The sequence below is a fragment of the Actinomadura rugatobispora genome, assembly GCF_042656285.1.
In the GTDB taxonomy this organism is placed as follows: Bacteria; Actinomycetota; Actinomycetes; order Streptosporangiales; family Streptosporangiaceae; genus Spirillospora; species Spirillospora rugatobispora.
In genome coordinates, this window is sequence record NZ_JBHSON010000018.1 from 18,887 (window position 1) to 35,453 (window position 16,567).

At 69.7% G+C, this 16,567-nt stretch carries 16 protein-coding genes; 7 read left to right on the forward strand and 9 right to left on the reverse strand.

Annotation, left to right across the window (positions count from 1 at the left end):
• The first annotated feature begins 174 nt into the window (after positions 1-174).
• A complete protein-coding gene (locus ACFPZN_RS14975; protein ID WP_378282548.1) occupies positions 175-693 on the forward strand; it encodes a hypothetical protein in 519 nt (172 codons plus the stop codon).
• Between the two features lie 182 nt (positions 694-875).
• Here the strand turns inward: ACFPZN_RS14975 and ACFPZN_RS14980 are convergent, their stop codons facing one another.
• Positions 876-1,988: a hypothetical protein gene (locus ACFPZN_RS14980; protein ID WP_378282549.1), complete on the reverse strand. Its 1,113-nt coding sequence runs from the start codon at positions 1,986-1,988 to the stop codon at positions 876-878.
• A gap of 274 nt (positions 1,989-2,262) precedes the next feature.
• Here ACFPZN_RS14980 and ACFPZN_RS14985 point away from each other — a divergent pair, with 274 nt between their 5' ends.
• From ACFPZN_RS14985 to ACFPZN_RS14995, 3 genes are all read left to right on the forward strand, one after another.
• Positions 2,263-3,033: a hypothetical protein gene (locus ACFPZN_RS14985; RefSeq protein ID WP_378282550.1), complete on the forward strand. Its 771-nt coding sequence runs from the start codon at positions 2,263-2,265 to the stop codon at positions 3,031-3,033.
• A gap of 378 nt (positions 3,034-3,411) precedes the next feature.
• Complete coding sequence (locus ACFPZN_RS14990) at positions 3,412-3,654, forward strand: hypothetical protein (protein WP_378282551.1); 243 nt, start codon at positions 3,412-3,414, stop codon at positions 3,652-3,654.
• Positions 3,655-3,893: 239 nt separating this feature from the next.
• Positions 3,894-5,273, forward strand: a complete 1,380-nt coding sequence (locus ACFPZN_RS14995; protein WP_378282552.1) for a carotenoid oxygenase family protein — start codon at positions 3,894-3,896, stop codon at positions 5,271-5,273.
• A gap of 115 nt (positions 5,274-5,388) precedes the next feature.
• On the opposite strand, the gene ACFPZN_RS15000 is transcribed toward ACFPZN_RS14995, so the two are convergent.
• The 5 genes from ACFPZN_RS15000 to ACFPZN_RS15020 form a co-directional block, all read right to left on the reverse strand.
• Positions 5,389-5,580 (reverse strand): DUF397 domain-containing protein, encoded by a 192-nt coding sequence (locus ACFPZN_RS15000; protein ID WP_378282553.1) that lies wholly within the window; start codon positions 5,578-5,580, stop codon positions 5,389-5,391.
• 116 nt (positions 5,581-5,696) lie between these two features.
• Positions 5,697-6,101, reverse strand: a complete 405-nt coding sequence (locus tag ACFPZN_RS15005; protein WP_378282554.1) for a hypothetical protein — start codon at positions 6,099-6,101, stop codon at positions 5,697-5,699.
• 103 nt (positions 6,102-6,204) lie between these two features.
• Positions 6,205-7,431, reverse strand: a complete 1,227-nt coding sequence (locus ACFPZN_RS15010) for an ISAs1 family transposase (RefSeq protein ID WP_378282555.1) — start codon at positions 7,429-7,431, stop codon at positions 6,205-6,207.
• 133 nt (positions 7,432-7,564) lie between these two features.
• Positions 7,565-7,759, reverse strand: a complete 195-nt coding sequence (locus ACFPZN_RS15015) for a DUF397 domain-containing protein (protein WP_378282556.1) — start codon at positions 7,757-7,759, stop codon at positions 7,565-7,567.
• The gene (locus tag ACFPZN_RS15020; RefSeq protein ID WP_378282557.1) at positions 7,737-8,567 is read right to left on the reverse strand and encodes a helix-turn-helix domain-containing protein; all 831 of its coding nucleotides are present in this window, start codon (positions 8,565-8,567) and stop codon (positions 7,737-7,739) included. Before ACFPZN_RS15020 ends, ACFPZN_RS15015 begins: the two co-directional genes overlap by 23 nt.
• Before the next feature lie 124 nt (positions 8,568-8,691).
• On the opposite strand from ACFPZN_RS15020, the gene ACFPZN_RS15025 reads away from it, so the two are divergent.
• The gene (locus ACFPZN_RS15025; protein WP_378282558.1) at positions 8,692-9,108 is read left to right on the forward strand and encodes an ATP-binding protein; all 417 of its coding nucleotides are present in this window, start codon (positions 8,692-8,694) and stop codon (positions 9,106-9,108) included.
• 56 nt (positions 9,109-9,164) lie between these two features.
• Here the strand turns inward: ACFPZN_RS15025 and ACFPZN_RS15030 are convergent, their stop codons facing one another.
• The gene (locus ACFPZN_RS15030; protein WP_378282559.1) at positions 9,165-10,490 is read right to left on the reverse strand and encodes a tetratricopeptide repeat protein; all 1,326 of its coding nucleotides are present in this window, start codon (positions 10,488-10,490) and stop codon (positions 9,165-9,167) included.
• A gap of 93 nt (positions 10,491-10,583) precedes the next feature.
• Here ACFPZN_RS15030 and ACFPZN_RS15035 point away from each other — a divergent pair, with 93 nt between their 5' ends.
• A complete protein-coding gene (locus tag ACFPZN_RS15035) occupies positions 10,584-12,185 on the forward strand; it encodes an FtsW/RodA/SpoVE family cell cycle protein (protein ID WP_378282560.1) in 1,602 nt (533 codons plus the stop codon).
• A 2-nt stretch (positions 12,186-12,187) separates the two neighbouring features.
• Here the strand turns inward: ACFPZN_RS15035 and ACFPZN_RS15040 are convergent, their stop codons facing one another.
• Positions 12,188-13,795: a serine/threonine-protein kinase gene (locus tag ACFPZN_RS15040; protein ID WP_378282561.1), complete on the reverse strand. Its 1,608-nt coding sequence runs from the start codon at positions 13,793-13,795 to the stop codon at positions 12,188-12,190.
• An 85-nt stretch (positions 13,796-13,880) separates the two neighbouring features.
• Here ACFPZN_RS15040 and ACFPZN_RS15045 point away from each other — a divergent pair, with 85 nt between their 5' ends.
• A complete protein-coding gene (locus tag ACFPZN_RS15045) occupies positions 13,881-14,831 on the forward strand; it encodes an alpha/beta hydrolase (protein ID WP_378282562.1) in 951 nt (316 codons plus the stop codon).
• A gap of 10 nt (positions 14,832-14,841) precedes the next feature.
• Here ACFPZN_RS15045 and ACFPZN_RS15050 read toward each other — a convergent pair whose 3' ends face one another.
• Positions 14,842-16,542 (reverse strand): serine/threonine-protein kinase, encoded by a 1,701-nt coding sequence (locus ACFPZN_RS15050; RefSeq protein ID WP_378282563.1) that lies wholly within the window; start codon positions 16,540-16,542, stop codon positions 14,842-14,844.
• Positions 16,543-16,567: the final 25 nt, after the last annotated feature.

Genomic DNA, 16,567 nt, shown 5'->3' on the forward strand with positions numbered 1-16,567 from the left:
CTCCGACCCGTACTCGTCGAAGGGCGGTGGACGCCTGTCAGTGCCGGGGCCATGGCTCGATCAGCTCCTGAGCTGCACGATTCCGGCCGACTGGCAGCGGGTACCCGTGCTCCAGGTGTGCAAACAAGCCGATAAGGCGTCGACCATCGGACCGGGTGCTCTGCACAATGAACCATGACCGAAGATCGTGAGCATGCCGACCGCGTCGACGCGCTCGTCGCGCGGGTCATGGACAGGCCCGGCCGAGCGATCACCTTGAACCTGCCCCCGTACGAGGTGGGGGAGTTCGTCCGGCGCCTCGACATCGCCCTGGACAAGGTGTACGGCGACGACGTCTTCGACATCGCCGCGCGGCTGGTGCTGGGCTCGGCGTGCACGACCGCGGCCAAGGCCGTCGACCAGTTCGTCGCCGCGCTGCAACTGCCGTACACGGCGGCGCGGGGCTGGGGCGACTTCATGGAAGCCCTGGCCGACCGGCCGTCCTCGCGGGGCGAGTGCGTCGTCGTCGCCGACGCCTCCCAGCTGCTCAAGTACGAGGACTTCGACCGGTGGCGGGAACTGGTGCAGAGCCTGCGGAGCGGCCCCTTCTGCATGGGCGGCGGCAGCCGCACGCTGGTGCTGATCGACGACGAGTTCATGTGGCAGGACTGGGCGTTCACGTCCATGGCGGACATCGCACGCGTCGAAGCGTGACCTTGGCGAGTCCGGCCGTCCCATCAGGACGGCCCGGACTCGCCCCGGACGCCTCGTACACGGCGGCCTTGTCCCGGGCGACTGTGTCGCGGGCGCAGGCGCAGTAGGGCGTGCCGCCATCCGGCATGAAGTCCACCCGGCAGGCCGAGTGATCACGGCGCCGGACGGCCGAGGAGGGTCCCTCAACGGCACCGCTGGAAGACGGAGACGATATCGCCCGCGTGGACGCCCACATGGAGTCCGTCGATCGTGCCCACCGCGATGCGCGCTCCGAAGTCGGTGATATGGGTGAGCGTTCCGCGTCGGCCGGATCCGCCGGTGAGGGCGGCGCTGCCTTTGACCAGCAGCGTCGAGGATACGGGCTCGCTGAGATCGTCCTGGGCGGAATAGATGGTGGCACGTCCCGCCGAGCCGCTGCACGGAATGGTGGTCGCGCCCTGAGGCATCGCAGGTGCGGCTTTCGGATCCAGCGTGCGGGCCATCGCGACGACCTGAGCGGCCGTCGCGGCGTCTCCGGGTGTGCGCTGCCGGTTCCCGGTGAAGCGGCGGTCGAGTTTCGGCGTGCTGATCGTCAGCGAGAACAGGTCGCGGGTGTCGCTCATCTGAAGTTCGACGACGATGTCCTCGTCCAGCTTGAAGGCCGCGCCCCCGGCGGCCGCCTTGTCGCTCAGCCTGGTCAGGCGGTGAGCGAGCCACGATTCCAGCGCCTCCCAGCCGGCGGGCTCCTGTCCTTTGGCGGGGACGATCACCCCGCCGGCCCGCAGGCCGAAGCTCTCGCCCGTCTTCCGTCCCTGGCCCGCGAAGGCGGGTCGTGCTGAGACCACCGTTCCCGGTGCGGCGGAGAGCGCGTCCACCAGCAGGCGGTCGACCCGTCCGGCCAGGACGTCGGGGTCGGTGCCGGTGTCGCTGTTCCGCCACGAGTCGGGCTCGCGCATCGTGTCGTAGAGCGAGGGGTGGAGGCCGGTGAAGGTGCCCTGGGAGACCAGCGAGACGAATACCCAGCTGAAGATCATCAGGGGGCCCAGGCCGGGCGCGCGGCGGAAGAAGCGGGGCAGGCACAGCACCGCGCCCGCGCCGGCCGTCAGCCCGCCGACCAGGATCGCCCATCCCAGGATGAGACCCGGGTGGAGCGGCGCGGGGGCGTCCTCCTCGCCGACGGCCAAGGCCATGTCCAGCCGCCACCACATCCAGGGCAGCGCGCAGAGGAAGATCAGAAACAGTGACCCGAAGCCGCCGATGAGAACGCCCGCCTGGGCAGGGAGCCTGCGGGCCGCCGTGGGGGGCGTGGTCGTCATGCTCTTGATCGTGCATCACGGGTGCGGCGCTGAGCGGGGAACGCGGCTCTGTCCGGAGAATGTCCGGTCGGAGGATGACGGAGCCTCCGGCCCGGCCGACCCTCAACCGTCGGCGCGCGTTGGTTCGGCCGGGTGACCAACGTGGTCGAGCCGAATTCGCGGGCTGGGCCGACGTGACCGCGCGGGCGGGTGGCCCGGCGCCGGGGACGGCCGACGGGGTGGCGCACAGTGTGTCGTGATCAGGAGTTATTCCAGGCGGCCGTAGGTTGGCGGTGTGAGCGAGCAGGAGACCCGGAGTGACTGGCGTGGCGGCGCCACGCACGTGATGGTGCTGTCGGTGCTGCTCGCGGTGCCGGCGCTGAAGCTGGCCTGGACCCTCGGCAGCGATCATGCCGCCCGGGAGGTGCTGGACGCGACGGGCCCGGCGAACTGGCTCGACATCGTCACCGGCATGTGCCTGGACCAGCCGCTGCTGGTGACCGCGCTGGCCGTGGTCGTCTCCCGCACCACCTACGTCTACTTCGCCGGCCGGGGCGGGGCCGCCGCCCACCAGGACGTCCCGCCGGCCAAGTCCGCCGCGTACGCCGCGATCGTCCCGGTCGGCCTGGCCGTGGCCGTCGGCGGCGTCTTCGGCCTGTGGTGGGGCGTGGCCTGCGGTGTCCTCGGCTACCTCATGCGTGTCGGCGTGGTGGTCGAGTTCGCCACAGGCCGGCGTGAGGCCGCCACCGGCAAACGTGCCGGGACACGGGCCGAGACCTCCGCCCAGCGCACGGCGGATGCCGTGAGGATCATCGGGATCGTCCTCAGCCTGGCCGTGCTGCCCGCACTCGCCTTCATGGCCGCTTTGGACGGACGGTCCTGGTCCAGCGTGGTGTGGTGCGACGTCAACCTTGGCGCCGGCCCCCAGCGGGACCGGATGATCACGCTGCAACGGAGGCCCAGCGGCGTCGTCGGCTGGGACGTCAACCACGCCGAAGTGGCCAACGGCACCAACTGCGCCGCCGATCCCGACGACGTGATCCGCGCCCCGTGGTGGCGCGGCTGAACTCCAAGAACATGCCCTGGTGCGCTGCTTCCCGCGACGCCCTTCCGGCCAGGGCCGCCAGGTCGGCGTCCGGCAGCGGTTCGTCCGTCGGCCGGTTCATGTAGAGGTACTTGGGGACGAAGTCGTCCCAGTGTCGGCCCCCGGAAGCGGGACGGACGCTCAGGCGTCCCCGGCCAGGTTCACCGGCCGTGGCTCCTCCCGGTAGGGGAGCAGCCGCGCCACGCACTCCGCCCAGGTACGTGTCCGCTCTCCCATGCCGCGGAGCCCGTCATGCCTTGTAGCCGCGGTTGCGTCGCCTCCATCGTCTTCCGGATCAGGGTGCGTGACTCGGCCGTCCCGGCGGGCCACATAGGGTGCTGGCTGTTGGAGGTGAGGATCATGGATCCGCGACGCATCGCACTCAACCGGCGGCACAGCCAGGAGATGGGGTCGCTGTTCGCGCGATTCCTCGACGCCCATCCGGATGTCGAATCCGAGGTTCACGGGGCTCAGATGACCGACGAGCAGGACGCCGCGTGGACGGAGTTCAGTGCCGAGACCCTTCGTCGTCACCAGGCCGAGCGCTCGGCTCTCGCGGACGAACTCGAAGCCGAACAGCGCCAACGCGAGGTCCGTGACTGAACGAGCGTGCGCGGAGCTTGAAGTCTTGGCGCAGATAACGGCCTGACATCTGCGGTACCGGTCACGTTGAGCTGCCGCGTTGCCGAACGGAGAACGGCCCCGCCCAGGGTTTCCTGTGCCGCCCTCACCTGGGCCCTTTTCGGGCAGCCGAGGCGGGCGGAAAGAACAAGACTGTTGTCCGCGGGATTTCTCATGCACGGTTGTCGGCGTCTCCACCGCTTGCCGACAGGAGTTCCAACGTGTCCGAAGCCGTGCCGCTGCACCTGGCGGGCAACAACGCGCCGGTCCCCGAAGAGGTGACCCTGGAGCCGTCCAAGGTCGTCGGCGAGATCCCGGCCGAGCTGAGCGGGCAGTTCTTCCGCAACGGGCCCAACCCGCGTACGGGCTGGTCGCCGCACTCCTTCGCGGGTGACGGCATGATCCACACCATCGCGCTCGACGGCGGCAGGGCGTGCTGGTACCGCAACCGGTACGTGCGCACGCCGCTGTACGAGCACCCCGGCGAGTCGCGCTTCGCCCTCGCCTTCGACCAGGAAACGGGCCGGATCGACTACCGCGTCACCACGGCCAACACCCACCTGATCACGCACGCGGGCCGACTGTTCGCCCTGGAGGAGGGCGGCTTCCCGTACGAGGTGACGCCCGGCCTCGCCACGATCGGGGCGCACACCTTCGACGGGGCCCTTCAGAGCCCGATGACCGCGCACCCGAAGACCTGCCCGATCACGGGAGAACTGCTGTTCTTCGGCTACCGGCTGCGCCCGCCGTACCTGACCTGCTACCGCGCCTCGGCCGCCGCCGAGGTGGTGCAGACGCGGGTCGTGGACGTGCCGCGGGCGACGATGATGCACGACTTCGCCATCACCCGCAACCACGTGATCTTCATGGACCTGCCGGTCGTCTTCGACGCCGCCCAGGCCGCGGCGGGCGGGCCGCCGTGGCGCTGGGACGACGCGCACCGCGCCCGGTTCGGCGTGCTGGCGCGTACGGCCGGCGACGACGCGCCCGTACGCTGGTTCGACGTCGCCCCCTGCTACGTGTGGCACACCATGAACGCCTTCGAGGACCCCGAAGGCGACACGATCACCGTCACCGGCACCCGCGTCCCCACGCTGTGGCGCGGCGGCGCCGACGACCTGGAGGGCGGGCTCCCGGTCGTGTACCGCTGGACGCTGGACCTGAGGTCGGGCGCGGTCGCCGAGGAGCCGCTCGACGACGCGCCCAGCGAATACCCCCGGGTGGCCGACTCGATCCTCGGGCTCCCCCACCGCTACGGCTACACGACGAGCTTCAGCCTTGACGCCGAACCCGATCGGTCACAGATCTACGCCTACGACCTCACCAGCGGCGGCGTACGGGCGGCGCACCGCCTGCCCGCGGGCCACACCTGCGGCGAGGCCGTCTTCGTGCCCCGGGCGGGGACCGGTGAGAACGAGGGCTACCTGATGACGTTCGCCCACGACCGCGGCGCCGGTACGAGTTACCTGGCCATTCTGGACGCCGCCGACCTCGCCGCGCCCCCGATCGCCGAGGTGCACGTCCCGGTGCGCATTCCCGCGGGCTTCCACGGCAACTGGATCCCGGTCCGAGCATCGGGACACCAACGCGCTGATCGGTGACGGCCGACATCCCATCGCCGCTCTACACGGCGTCCCGCTCCCGAAGGCGACCCCCACATCCGGAAGGCCCGTCCGCCGTCAAACGGCCACGCCGTACCACCCAGGCCAGAGCCCGTCACACCTTGTAGCCGCCAGCCTTGAGCGTACCGATGAGGTTGGCGAATTCACTCCGAGTAAGAGACAGCCGCGCCCCACCCGGGTCCTTGGAGTCGCGGATGAGAGTGGCGTTGGTGGTGTTGGCCGAGACCTCCACGCATTCGGTGTTGATCTCTTCCTGGTTGTGGGTGCTCTTCCGCCACTGGGTCACGTTGTGTCACCGTCGGCTTTGATGGCACGGCCGTTTCAAGATCATGAGGTGAGAAGGGGGCGCCGTTGGCGCTCGGCCCAGAGTGGAGTTGCGGCGGAGATTCTGCTGGGCCTCGGTCAATGGCGGGTGTAGCGGAATGCACCCAAATAGTAGGGGGGCAGGTCGTCGACCCCCTCGGCTCCGGTCGCTAGCTCGAAACGACCTGGAGAACCCATATACTCGTGGTCGAACAGCATCCAGACATTGTATGCCTCGGTGATACCTAGCCCTTCAGCAGCCTGTACTGCGGCATCGAGCCAGGTCTCCCAGTAACTGCCCCCGGAGATCAGCGCCTGGCGGATCGGCTGCGGGCGGCCGATGGTGCTACCTTCCAGATAGTCGTGGTCATACCAGCCAATGACTTTGTTGTCCTCCCCGAAGCCGACGTTCAGCCAAATCGACACCAAGCCCTCCCGCCCCACGAGGTCGTCGTTAAAGAACACCTCATCATCGTCGTCGGACTGTGCGGGATCGTCGGTCATTTCGCCTCCAGGTCGGTTGCGCGGATATCCAGCGAACCTATCGCAGGCTTCCGACAAATGCGCACGCCGCGACCGCGTCGAGAAGTAGCGCGGCCGTTTGAGATCAATAGGCGAGGCCGAGGACGGTGAAGGGCCTGGTCATGTAGCGGCCGGCCCAGCGGGTGGCTTCGGTGATGCCGGTGCGTCCGGACAGGCGGAGGGCGCCGATGGCCAGGTTGCGCAGGGAGGCCATGACACGGGGACCGGAGCGGGTGCGGATGGTGGAGTGGGCTTCGCGGTAGAGGGTGTCGCGGATCCAGTGAAGTGCCTCGATGGCCCACTGTCCTTGGACATATCGGGCCAGATCCGCTGGGGACGCCTGTTGGGTGGCGAGGCTGGTGACGCCGAGTTGGGCGACGGCCGAGATCGGGGTGCCGTCGGTGGCAGTGACGTGGCGTTCGATGAGGAACACCTGGCTGACGTGCGGGAACGGCAGGTTGTCGGGGACCGGCAGAACCTGGGTGGTGCGGGTGGTGATCCGGCCGTGCCCGCGGTCGGTGGCGGTGTGGGCAATGCGGGCCTGGCACCAGGGCAGTGCGTCCAGCGCATCGACCAGGGCTCGCCGGTTCTCCTTGACCGGGAGCACGAACTCGCCGCCGCGGTCGCAGATGAGCTTGGCGGTGGCCTTCACCGTGTGCAGGGCGTCGGCCGTGATGACCTGGCCACTGAGGTCGAGCTGGCCGAGCATGGCCCGGGCGGCGGCTGGTTCCTTGGTTCTGGCGTCCGGCACCTGGGCTTGAGCCGCGATCACCGAGGTCTGTGCGTCAGGTCCGGCCAGGGCCGCCGGCAGATGCAGCTGGTTCCCGTCGGCCTTCTTGGCGCCGCGCACAGTCTTGCCGTCCAGCCGGATCTGCATCAATGCCGTTTCACCAGGGTCTTGTTCACCAGTGTCCTGCAGGTCGGTGCGGGCGGCCAGACCGCCCATCAGCCACCTGCCGATCGCGGTGTCGAAGGCGTCGGGATCGGCGTCGGTGAGCACCCGCCAGATCGTGGACTTCGATGGTGGTCTCGCCGGCGCGGCACCGGCCCGCATGTACAGATCCGCCAGCACCCCAGCAGGCACATCGGCGACCCACCCGGTGATCGCGGTGTAGCCCCTCATCCCAGCCACGACCGCCGCCGCGGCCAGCGCCAGGACCGCCGCGACCGGATGATCCCTGCCCTGGCCCGGCCGCCCATCCGACACCCCGCCCAGCAGTTCCAGCAGGTCACAGCACACATCTACGACGGGCGTCGAAACAATCGCCGCCGCCAGCCCCGGCTCGGCGGCGGCAGTGACACACTGAACCACGACGAAGCTCCAGCAATGACAGGATCTGTGAGAGGACCCATGTCATAGCCGGGGCTTCGTCCCATTTCCGGCCCGCCACGCCGCACGGGATCAGATCGCGACATCCCGCGACACGGCACAGCTCACCCAACACTCACGATCTTGGAACGGCCCTGGCTTTGATGGTGTGGATGAGTTGGGTGAATTCGCTCCGTGTGAGTGTCAGGCGGGGGCCCTGAGGGTTCTTGGAGTCGCGGATGAGTGTCGTCCAGGCGAGATTGATCGAGACTTCGATGCATTCGCCCTGTGCGTTGCTTTGGCTGTGTCTACTCTTCCGCCACTGAATCATCTGCAATCGTCTCCATCGTCTTGCGGATCAGGGTGCGGGAGGCGTCCTCTGACAGAGCTCGTGCCCTGATCAGATCGAACCGCAACCCAAGTTTAGCCACCCTGGTCGGCTCCTCGAGAAGTCTGCCCCCGAACTGGGCTTCCACGTAGCCGACCGACGTGTTGTCAGGCTTGGTCAGGAAGACTAGGGCGCCGTCCAGGCCAAAATACCAGCCTGCCTGTTCTCTGACGATTTCGATCGTGACGTTGGGGAGCTCACTCAGTGTGAGGAGATGTTGGAGTTGCTTCCTCATTACCTCTGCGCCACCTATAGGGCGACGTATGACGGACTCGTCGAGTATCGCGAAGAGGAAGGCTGGGTCAGCTTCTCGGGTGAGAATATCGCGCCTTGCCAGTCGTTTGGAAATGTCATCCTCGATCTGAGGGCTGGGCATGCCGTTCGATCTGACATGTTCCTCGGTCTGAAGTAGTCCGGGCATGTGCAAGGGCTGGAAGGTCTTGATCTGGATGGCTTCGAGTTCGTGGGTGAGGTAGGCCTCGAACCACTCGTGGACGTGTTCGCGTTGGGCGTGGGCCCATTGGGCCTGGAAGAGTTCGCCGGTGCCGAAGAACTCGTCGAACTGCTTGCACGTGTCGAGGTCGGGGAAGTTGCGCTGGGTCTCGTACGCGGTGATGGCCTCGCGGGAGAGGAACAGTTCCTTGGCGAGTTGCTCCTGGCTGAGGCCCTTGAGAGTGCGCATCGTGCGGAGGGTGTAGGCGAGTTGGGCGCGCAGGCTCTCGCGAGGGTCAATATGCGTACATGGGGGCATTTGGGGGGCTCCTTGCAGGTACGGGGGTGGGTACCATTCGATTGCGTTCCCAGAGTACGACGCGGATCGTCATTGTGGGTGGCCCGAACGAAAAGGAACCCGGCTCGCGCCCAGGACGAAACGAATGACGATCATGTATCAGGAGCAAGGAACCCCGCCCTCCGGCCTTTATGTGGAACGCGAAGTGCTCGCGGCGCCCTCGTCCAATGGGGTGCTGCGGGATCTGGCCAATGCCCATCTGGACAAATGGGGGCTCAACGGACTGGCCGACGATGCGCTCCTGGTGATTTCCGAACTCGTCAGCAATGCGATCGCGGCCGCGCCCGGGACGCCGATCGGATTCCGCATGATGCGGTGGCCGACGATGCTGGTGATCGAAGTGCGCGACTCCAGTACGGGACGGGTCGTGTGCCGCGAGGCGGACGCGCTGGACGAGTCCGGGCGCGGGATGTGGATCGTGGACCAGATCGCGCGGCACTGGGGGCAGCGGCCCGAAGGGGACGGCACCAAGACCGTCTACGCGCTCCTCGACCTGCCCTGATCACCTCCGAGTGGGCGCGGTCGTCCTCCCCTCCGTTGCCCGCTCGGAGGCCCACGTCAGAAGGGCGGGTTCTCCGACAGGTCGGGTGGAGTCCAGGACGGGACGACGGTCGTCCGCTGGTGCAGGGCGGTCATGGCGTCCTTGACGTGTCCCTGGCGGATGAGCAGTTCGGCCAGGGCGGTCGCGTTCGTCCCGGCATCAGAGCCCGTTCGCAGGACCTCGATGGCCTCGTCCAGTCGACCGGCATCGGCCAGGAGGCCGGAGATGAGCCAGGCCCCGTACCAGGTGGCCGCCTCGGGGTGGGCGCGTAGTTCTGTGACCGCCTCATCGGTCCGGCCGCAGTAGGACAGCAGCCAGGCGCGTTCGTAGGCCAGCTCCCACGACCTGCCGTCGAAGGCGTCGATGAACGCCAGCGCCTCGTCGAGGCGGCCCTCGTCGGCCAGCAGTGTTCCGAGCTTCCGGACGACCCACTCGGGGTCGCCGCCCATCGAGCGCGGCACCGGCCGGAGGACCTCGATCGCCTCGTCGGCCCGGCCGTGCCGGGCCAGCAGTTCGGCGAGCGCGAACGCCGCGTTCGGTGAACCGTCCGCGAGCGGCCGCAGCACCTCGACGGCGCCTTCCACGTCTCCGCGCTCCTCCAGAAGCTCGGCCAGACAGTAGGCCGCCGCTTCGCCTCCTTCCCCGGCGACGTACTCCCGCAGTTCGTCGTGCCGGCCGTGCCGCACGAGGAGGTCGGCGAGCTGATCGCGGTTGTTGACCACGCCCACGTGGCGGGTGTGCAGGAGAGCTATCGCCTCGTCGATCCGCCCCTGCCGCTCGCGGACCGTGGCCAGCAGGTCGACGGCGTTCGACGGCTCGGCGTTCCAGGGCTCCGCTTCGAACCTGTGGACGTCGGCGACGTACGCCTCCAGGAGGTGGGCGACTTCTTCGTCCCGGTCCGTTCCTGCGGTCACGTCGACCAGGGCCTGTGCGAGGAACCAGTCCTTGGTGTGCGGGTAGAGGAGGTCGAACGCCTCGGCGGTCCTGTCGTGCCGGGACAGGAGTTTCGCCAGGTCCGGCAGGGCTAGCCGATCACCGGCGTGGGGGCGGAGCAGGGCGATCGCCTCGTCCCCGCGTCCCCAGCCGTCGAGGAGGTCGGCGACGCTTCGGGCCGCTTTTGACCAGCCCGCGTCCACGAACGGCGCCAGGACGGCCAGGGCCGCGTCTTGCTGATCCCGTTCGATCAACACCTGCGCCCACCCGCGCGCGCAGTACCAATCCCCGCCTTGCGCTTGGACGCGCACCTCGTCCACGTGGCCGTGCTCGATCAGCAGTGAGACCAGCTCGGGCGGGACCCATCCGTCGTAGGTGCGGGCCCGTCGGTCCAACTCGGTGGCGTTCACGACAAGGGACGATAACGGCGGCATGGGACGCGCCGCCGGAGGAACAACCGAACATGACCGACCCCCGGCCGTCCACGGGGAGGTTGATCGCGAGTGAACAGGATCGGGGAACGGGTCAAGGCAGGGCCGCTGTTCCAGAAGAGCAACGCCGCCTGCCTGGGGATGCTCGTCTTCGCGATGGCGCTGACGCTGGCGGCCTTCGCCGAGGTCGGGCTCGCACGGGACGGGCGGCTCCCGCTGGGCCTGCCCCTCTACGGGGGTGCTCTGGCGCTGCTCGCCCTGATCGCGTTCATGGCGCAGGCCAGGTTCGCGCCCTACGCCGATCCGCTGCTGCTGCCGCTGGCGGTGGCGTTGAACGGCCTCGGGCTGGCGATGATCTACCGGCTCGACCTGGACACCAGCGCGGACAAGCAGGCGGCGCTGGGCACCGGGGAGGTGGCCAAGGACGCGGCCGACGCGCCCAGCCAGTTGATGTGGACGTTCGTCGGCATCGCGCTCTTCGTGGCCGCCGTGCTCATCATGCGGGACGGCGCCAAGCCCGGCGCCCGGCTGTCGTTCACGCCCAAGTCCACGCAGCGCTACACCTACCTGATCGGCCTCAGCGCGGTCGTGCTGCTGCTGTTGCCGATCGTGCCGGGCATCGGCGCGTCCATCAACGGGGCCCGGGTGTGGATCCGGGTGGGCGGGTTCTCGCTGCAGCCGGGCGAGTTCGCCAAGATCATGCTGGTCGTCCTCTTCGCCGGATACCTGGTCAACAAGCGGCATGCGATGTCGCTGATCGGCCGGCGGATCGGGCCGGTCAGCCTGCCGCGCGCCCGCGACCTGGGCCCGATCCTGGTGATCTGGATCGTCTGCCTGGGCGTGCTGTTCGTCCAGAAGGACCTGGGCACCGCCCTGCTGTACTTCGGCCTGTTCATCTCGATGCTCTACATCGCCACCCAGCGGACCTCGTGGGTGCTGATCGGCGTCGGGCTGCTGGCGGCCGGGATCGCCCTCGCGACCGTGCTGCCGTTCATGAGCCACGTGAACCAGCGGATCGACATCTGGCAGAACCCCAAGCCCTACTTCGACGGCGGCTGCCAGATCGGCGCCAGGGTCATCCCCGTCAACCCGGACACCGAGCTGTACAAGCAGGAGGCCGCGGCCTCCGGCCGGGACCTGGGGGCGGGGCTGCGCGCCTGCACGAAACTGCATGGCAAGTACGCCGACAGTGCGCAGTTGTTGCAGGGCCTGTACGCGCTCGGCGCGGGCGGGGTACTGGGCACCGGACTCGGCCAGGGGCAGCCGTGGCGCACTCCGCTGTCGTTCAGCGACTTCATCTTCGACTCGCTCGGGGAGGAGATCGGGCTCACCGGCTTGATGGCGCTGCTGGTGATGTACGCGTTGTTCGTGCAGCGGGGGATGAAGACGGCCGTCGCGGCACGGGATCCGTTCCTGAAACTCTTCGCGGGCGGGGTGTCGTTCATCCTGGCGCTCCAGGTGTTCCTCATCGTCGGGGGCGTCACCAGGCTCATCCCGCTGACGGGCCTGGCGACGCCGTTCCTGGCCCAGGGCGGGTCCTCGCTGATGGCCAACTGGATCCTGGTCGCGATCCTGGTCCGGATGAGCCACGACGCGCGCAAGCCCGCCCCGCAGGCGATCCAGGAGGAGGGCATGACCCAGGTCGTGAACGTGCGGCAAGCGCCCGAGCCGTGAGGTCAGTAAAGGATCTCGGCCATCTCGAAGTCGTCGAAGTCGACGCGCACCTCGGCGGCCCCGGTCTCCTGGGCGGCGATCAGCCCGACGTTGCCCTTGAGCATCGGGCGGTCGGTGTCGTCGATGTCGGCGGCGAGCTCGCCGTTCACCCACATCCGCAGCCAGATCTGGTCGCCGTCGGGCTCGCAGGCGATCTGGACGCGGTTGGGGCCGGCGGTGTCGAAGCCCGTGACCTCGCCGATTCGCGCCAGCTCCTTGGAACCGCGGTCCTTGGTGACCTTGCGGACCACCGCGCCCTGGCCGTCGCGGCGGACCAGGAACCGGTAGCCGCTGGCGCCGTTGTCGTACTGCTCGGCGCAGATCAGGCCGAACATCCCGTGCGGCGGGCCCTGCGCGGCCTTGACCGTCACCGTGGCCAGGACCGATTCGGGCATCCGCTCCCGGGTGACGGGCGACATCCTGAGCTTGACCGGGTTCATCCCTCCCGCGTCCAGCCCGTAGGTACCGCCCGGCTTGAACCCGAAGCCGATGAGCGAGCCCTCCTTGTAGTCGCTGTTGCCCCAGCCCGACCGCCGGTCGGAGAAGTCGTCGGTGAAGACGCTGCGCGTGTCGTCCGGGACCGCCTCGTCCGGGTCGCTGAGCCAGTCCCTGGCCTGAAAGATGGTGAAGGGGACCGCGAGCACGACGGCGACCGTCAAGATCAGCAGCTTGGGCGAGCCGGAGGGCCGCCGGCTTCTCGGGGCAGGCTCCTGTACGGCGGTCTGCTCCGGCGGCGCCGGGGCGGGTGCGGGTGCGGGCGGCTCCTGGCGTCCGGTGAGACGGGTCAGCAGGTCGCTCACGGTGGGACGGTTGCGCGGGTCCTTGTCGAGCGCGGCGGTGACGAGGTCGCGGAGAGCAGGGTCGAGGCCGTCCAGCACGGGCGGCTCGGTCATCACCCGCCGCATGATCGCCGGGACGGTCGAGTCGGCGAACGGCGACCGGCCCGTGCCCGCGAAGGCGATCACGCAGCCCCAGGAGAACACGTCGACGGCGGGAGTGATCTCCTCGGATCGGAAGATCTCCGGCGCGATGTAGGCGGGGGTGCCGACGAACTGCCCGGTGCGGGTGGGGCCGTCGACCGCGTCCAGCGCCCGCGCGATCCCGAAGTCGATCACCCGCGGGCCGGTGGGGGACAGCAGCACGTTGGCGGGCTTGAGGTCGCGGTGCACGATGCCCGCGTCGTGGATGGCGCCCAGCGCGGTCGCGATGCCGACCGCCAGGCCGTCGAGGCCGCCGCCGTGCAGCGGCCCGTTCTCCTTGACCGCCTCGTCCAGGGACGGGCCGTCGACGTACTCGGTGACGACGTACAGCGGGTCGCGGTCGAGTTCGGCGTCCAGCACGGGCGCCGTGCAGAAGCGGCGGACCCGCCGGGCGGCCGTCACCTCGCGGCGGAAGCGCTCGTGGAAGGCGGGCTCGTCGGCCAGCTCCGCGTTGATGACCTTGACCGCGACCGGCCGCCCCGCCGCGTCCTCGCCCTGGAAGACGGTGCCCATGCCGCCGCGGCCCAGCCTCCCGACGATCCGGTACTCGCCCAGCCGCCTGGGGTCGTTGTCGCGCAGCGGGCTCGGCATCGTGCGGCTCCTGGGAGGATACGGGGGCGGCAGGAGGTTAGATTTCCAGCCATGCAGGCCGGATTCAACTGAGGGGGCGCGATTCATGGACGTGACGACCGATGTGCTCGGTTCCGGGTACGAGGCGATCGAGCTGCCGCTCGGCGAGGACGCCGAGGGCGAGGTCGTCGCCACCCTCGTCAGGCGCCGCCGCACCGACCCCGGCCGCCGCGCCGTCCTGTACGTGCACGGCTTCATCGACTACTTCTTCCAGAAGCACCTCGCCGACTTCTACGTCGAGCGCGGCTTCGACTTCTACGCCCTCGACCTGCGCAAGTACGGGCGGTCGCTGCGCCCCCACCAGACGCCCAACTTCGTCAACAGCCTCACCGACTACTTTCCGGAGATCGACGAGGCGGTGCGGATCGTCCGGGAGGAGGACGGCCACGACGTTCTGCTCCTCAACGGCCACTCCACCGGCGGCCTGGTGGCGGCGCTGTACGCGGACCGGGTCAAGGGCCGGGGGCTGGTCGACGGGCTCTTCCTCAACAGCCCGTTCCTCGACATCAACGAGCCGCTGGTGATGCGGAAGCTGGGCGCGGGCCTGGCCAGGGTGCTCGGGCGGCGGTTCCCGGCGGCGAAGCTGCCCGCCGGGGTGTCCGACCTCTACCCGCGCAGCATCCACCGCGACCACGAGGGCGAGTGGGAGTTCGACCTGGAGTGGAAGCCGCTGCTCGGCTTCCCGGTGCGGGCCGCGTGGCTGGCCGCCGTGCGGCGCGGGCAGCTGCGCGTGCACGCGGGGCTCGGCATCGACGTGCCCGTCCTGGTGATGTCGTCGGACCGCAGCGTCAGGCCCAAGCCGGGGGTCGCCGACCTGAGCGGCGCGGACGCCGTCCTGGACGTGGAGCACATGGCGCGCTGGGCGCCCCGCCTCGGCCGCCACGTGACGCTGGTACGGATCGAGGGCGGCCTCCACGACCTGGTGCTGTCGGCCAAGCCCGCCAGGGAGCGGGTCTTCGCCGAGCTGGACCGCTGGATCACCGGCTACCTCGGCTGAGCCGGGACGCTCAGCCGAGGATCTTCGACAGGTCGAAGTCGTCGAAGTCCACCGCGGTCCTCTGGGCCGCGTTCCCGCCTCGCTCGATGAACAGCCCGGCCCAGCCGTGGGGCAGCGGCCGGTCGGCGTCGGTGTAGTCGATCACCTGCTCGCCGTTCACCCACAGCCGCAGCCTGATGTCCTTGCCGCCCTCGCCGGGCTCGCAGGCGATCTGCAGCCGGTTGGCGCCCTTCTCCTTGAAGCCGGGCACCGTGTCGACGTTGTCGAGTTCCTTGGTCCCCTGGTCGCCGGCCTTCTTGCGCAGCAGCGCGCCCTTGCCGTCGTTGCGGATCAGGAACCCGTACTGGCTGGAGGTCGACTCGTTGCCGCGGCACGTCAGGCCGTACCGGCTGTCGGGACCGCCCGCCACGACGGCGGTGGTCGCGGAGACCAGCATCCGCTGGGGCAGCTGCTCGGCCTTCTCCTTGGGCACCCAGCGCTCGCGGGACTGGTCGAGGCTGTTGGTCTCCAGGCGGTACCTGCCGTCCTTGTAGTCGTACTGGCCGGTGAAATCGCCCCAGCCGGAGCCCTCGTTGGAGAAGTCGTCGGCGAACTCGGTGGCCACCTGCTCCGGCGGCCCGTCCGAGCCGAAGACGGTGAACAGCAGCGCGGCGCCCGCGACGACGGCGGCCAGGGCCGCCGCGCCGATGATCAGCGGCCTGCGCGGGACGCCTGCGCCCCCGCGGCCTTCCGGCGCCCGGCCCGGCGGCCTCCACGGGGGCGGGGTGTCGCCGCGCGTGGCCCCGGCGGTCGGCGGGGGCGGCGTGGACGGCGGCGGCGGCGCGGTGGCGGGGCCGTGCCAGCTCGCCTGGACGGTCTCGGCGAGCCGCGCCGGGTCGGCCTGCGCGTGCCCGACCAGCCGCTGCAGCAGCTCCTGCACCGACGGGCGGCGCTGCGGGTCCTTGTCGAGCGCGGCGGCGACCACGTCCTTCAGCCCCGGGTCGAGGCCGTCCAGCGTGGGCGGGTCGTGCGCCACCCGGTAGAAGATCTCCGGGACGGTGCTGCCCGCGAACGGCGCGCGTCCCGTACCGGCGTAGGCGACCACGCAGCCCCAGGAGAACACGTCGGCGGCGGGCGTGACCTCCTGGCCGCGCAGCAGCTCGGGCGGCAGGTAGTTGGGCGTCCCGACGAACTGGCCGGTACGGGTCGGGCCGTCGGCGGCGTCCAGCGCCCGCGCGATCCCGAAGTCGATCACCCGCGGGCCGGTCGCGGACAGCAGCACGTTCGCGGGCTTGAGGTCGCGGTGCACGATCCCGGCGCCGTGGATGGCCGCCAGCGCGGTCGCCACCCCGACCGCCAGCCCCTCCAGGTCGGAGCCGGGCAGCGCGCCGCGCTCCGCGACCGCGCTCTCCAGGCTGGGGCCCTCGATGTACTCGGTCACGACGTAGAGCGGGTCGCGGTCGAGTTCGGCGTCCAGCACGGGGGCGGTGCAGAAGCGGCGGACCTGCCGGGCCGCGGTCACCTCGCGGCGGAACCGTTCGCGGAAGGCGTCCTCGCTGGCCAGCTCGCGGTTGATCACCTTGACGGCGACCTTGCGGCCGGCGTCGTCCGAGCCCAGGAAGACGGTGCCCATGCCGCCCCGGCCGAGCCGCGACAGCAGCCGGTACCGGCCGAGTTCGCGCGGATCCTCCGGCCGCAGCGCCCCGGAGTTCGCGCCCAGATGCGTGGTCATCGTCTGCAAACCTTAGCGGCAAGTC

Bases quoted from the DNA above. Each gene is read 5' to 3' on its own strand.
- ACFPZN_RS14990 (WP_378282551.1), top strand. From the start codon at position 3,412: ATGGATCCGCGACGCATCGCACTCAACCGGCGGCACAGCCAGGAGATG.
- ACFPZN_RS15025 (WP_378282558.1), top strand. From the start codon at position 8,692: ATGACGATCATGTATCAGGAGCAAGGAACCCCGCCCTCCGGCCTTTAT.
- ACFPZN_RS15050 (WP_378282563.1), bottom strand. From the start codon at position 16,542: ATGACCACGCATCTGGGCGCGAACTCCGGGGCGCTGCGGCCGGAGGAT.
- ACFPZN_RS15040 (WP_378282561.1), bottom strand. From the start codon at position 13,795: ATGCCGAGCCCGCTGCGCGACAACGACCCCAGGCGGCTGGGCGAGTAC.
- ACFPZN_RS14975 (WP_378282548.1), top strand. From the start codon at position 175: ATGACCGAAGATCGTGAGCATGCCGACCGCGTCGACGCGCTCGTCGCG.
- ACFPZN_RS14980 (WP_378282549.1), bottom strand. From the start codon at position 1,988: ATGACGACCACGCCCCCCACGGCGGCCCGCAGGCTCCCTGCCCAGGCG.
- ACFPZN_RS15005 (WP_378282554.1), bottom strand. From the start codon at position 6,101: ATGACCGACGATCCCGCACAGTCCGACGACGATGATGAGGTGTTCTTT.
- ACFPZN_RS15020 (WP_378282557.1), bottom strand. From the start codon at position 8,567: ATGCCCCCATGTACGCATATTGACCCTCGCGAGAGCCTGCGCGCCCAA.
- ACFPZN_RS15045 (WP_378282562.1), top strand. From the start codon at position 13,881: ATGGACGTGACGACCGATGTGCTCGGTTCCGGGTACGAGGCGATCGAG.
- ACFPZN_RS15015 (WP_378282556.1), bottom strand. From the start codon at position 7,759: ATGATTCAGTGGCGGAAGAGTAGACACAGCCAAAGCAACGCACAGGGC.